The organism is Mycobacterium sp. TH-M25 (assembly GCF_057473665.1).
In genome coordinates this window covers 1-2,477 of sequence record NZ_JBYCLA010000145.1, presented here as the reverse complement: position 1 = coordinate 2,477, position 2,477 = coordinate 1, and the positions used below count along the sequence as shown (strand labels likewise).

The 2,477-nt window shown below is 66.0% G+C and carries 3 protein-coding genes; all 3 read right to left on the bottom strand.

Going from position 1 to position 2,477, the window contains the following annotated elements; translation table 11 throughout:
- Window positions 1–177: iron-sulfur cluster assembly protein (locus AC2VOU_RS04940; RefSeq protein ID WP_486956353.1), on the bottom strand; the 177-nt coding region annotated here is incomplete at its 3' end.
- Window positions 174–1,031, bottom strand: a complete 858-nt coding sequence (locus AC2VOU_RS04935; protein WP_486956352.1) for a molecular chaperone TorD family protein — start codon at window positions 1,029–1,031, stop codon at window positions 174–176. The genes AC2VOU_RS04935 and AC2VOU_RS04940, both read right to left, overlap by 4 nt.
- Window positions 1,028–2,477, bottom strand: a 1,450-nt coding sequence (locus AC2VOU_RS04930; RefSeq protein WP_486956351.1) for a molybdopterin dinucleotide binding domain-containing protein, incomplete at its 5' end; no start/stop codon positions are given. The genes AC2VOU_RS04930 and AC2VOU_RS04935, both read right to left, overlap by 4 nt.

The window sequence follows — 2,477 nt, the reverse complement described above, 5'->3', positions numbered from 1 at the left end:
TTCGGACATCGGGCAGTTCGGGGTGGTCAAAGCGATGTCGACCCGTACCCGGCCGCGACGGCCGACGTCGACGTGTCGCACCATATCCAATTCACCGAGCTGACGATGAAGTTCCGGGTCGACAACGCTCTCTACAGCTGCGCGCACCTGAGAAGCAACGGTCTGCCGGTCAGTCATGGCGCTGACTCAGCGAGCTTTGTCAATATTGCCGCACTGTGCCCAGCGCGGGCAGCCCACCACCGCGAGGTTGGGTCGCCTCGCTCGGCGTGACGTGCCGCCCATGCTTGGGCGTATCCCGAGAGCCACCGCAGTGTGGCCCGCTTGTCTTGGCTAAGCATCGCTTTCAGGGCGAACCGGCGCTCCCCGCGCCGGTATCCCACGCCGATAGCCGCTGCCCCGACCGACAGCTCACGGTGGGTGAGCACCATTCCGGATCTGATCGGTGTGACCACGGCGTCGAGTAACTCGTCGAATCCGCAATCGACGTTCAGTGGATCGGGAGCCGTGCGAAGGGCCAGCGGCAGCCGCCCGAATAGCCGGATCCGCGGCTGCTCTTCGGTCAGCACCGCCAGGGCCAGGTCTGCCCACGCCGTGATCGCATCGCAGCCCAGATCCGTGACGGTGGAAAGATAACCCGGCGCCCAGGACCAGATGTGTTCGAAGAACAGCGCATCGGCGACGAACCGATCATGCTCAGTGCCGGCATCTTGCAGACCGGCGTAACACATCAACAGCACACCGAGGTGGTCGGCGTCGGCGGGTGGATCCACTTCGGCCGCGCGCCAGAATCCCTCGATCCGGTCGAGCCCGTGTCCGCCCAGCTTGCCTTCGGGACCCAGGTGGATAGCCGCATGCGGCGGAGCCCCCAGGATGAATGCCTCGGTGTGGTCGGCGGCGGTGATGCGGGGAAGGCCCAGGGCGTCGGTCAGCCGATCGGTCGCCGGCGGCGGTGAGTAGGCGATCGCGCCGAGCGCACGGAGCATTTCGCAGCGGCCGGTAGTAACCGGCGGCACAACATCTGCTGTGGTCATCGGGCTGGGATTCGGTAGGCGTCGACGGATGGTTTGAGGGGACGCATCAGCCAGTGCGGACGCCGGGTTCGATCGGGCGTGACGGTCGGTGCGGAGCGCGTCATCGCCAGCCACTGGCGGTAGACGTCGTGCGCTTTGCCGGTGTCCACCCAGATGTCGCCGGCCCGGTCATCGCGGCCGGCCGGCATCACCCGCACCGCCTGGTGCCAGCAGTGCATTCCCGAGATCGGATCCGGCTGAACCGGGAACGTCAGGTTTTGGTGCACACCGGTGTCACCCCACCAAATCCGTTGCGTATCAGGGTCGCTGCTCGTGTAGGGTTCGACGGGCCGCAGCCTTCGCATCGACCAGGCGGACCCGTCGCGGTCCAGGTCCACGGTGGCCATCATGGCGCGCATCCCGTTCGGCTCGTTCACGGTGCGCCAGCGTCCCATGTGATGGCTGCAGGCGACCACACCGGGGCGGATGCCTTCGGTGATCCAGGCTTTGGCGACGAAATGCCCGACCGTGGTCTCGACCCGCACCAGGTCACCGGTGTTTGCAATACCGAAGCATGCCGCGTCGTCCGGGTGAATCCATACCGGATTCGTGTGGGCCAGTTCGTCGAGCCACTTGGAGTTGGCGGTTCGGGTGTGCACCTGAGTGGGTACCCGAAACGTCGAGAGCAGCACCACCTGATCGTCGGCAAGCCGATCGGGGTGAACGTGGCTTTTGATGTAGCCGGGCAGCGCATGCTCGGGCCAACCCCATGCCGCAAGCGTCGACGAATAGAACTCGAGCAGACCCGACGGAGTCGGAAATCCCCGCAGGACCCGATCGTCCACGCGCACTCCGACCGCTCGCCGTCCCTGCGCATCGGGCTCTGGCGACGCGATCGGAACCACATTGACGGCGTCGTCTTCAGGTGCGGCGGTGTACACCCGGCCGGCCGGGCTGACATGCGGATCCACCAACTCCTCGGCGGGAACCTCGTGCTCGTGGACGGCGCCGACACCCCGCGTAATCTCGAACGCCCCGTAACGGCGCATGAACTCCAGTGGCGTCAAACGCTCCTGTGCGGCCCGTTCGGGCAGCCCTGGCACGGAGTTCTCGAACATCCAGCCGTAATACTCGTCGACGGTGAGCTTTTCGCCGGGCCGGGCTCGCGACTCGTGGTATCGGCGGATGCCCAGGCTGCCGTCCGGGTCGATCCGCCAGGACAACTCGATCCAAAACTCGTTCTCTTCCCACACCTCGCCCGGATTGACTTGGCGGGTATCGGTGATCGACTCGCCCAGCCGCTGCCGCACGGTGCGTAGCACGGGCTGCCGAAATCCGATCCACTGACCGTCGTACTGCTCGTAGGAGTGGGTGTCGTGCCGCTCGGAGGCGTGTCCCATGGGCAGCACCCAGTCGGCCAGATACGCCGATTCGCTCCACGTCGGGGTCAATGCGACGTAGCAGCCG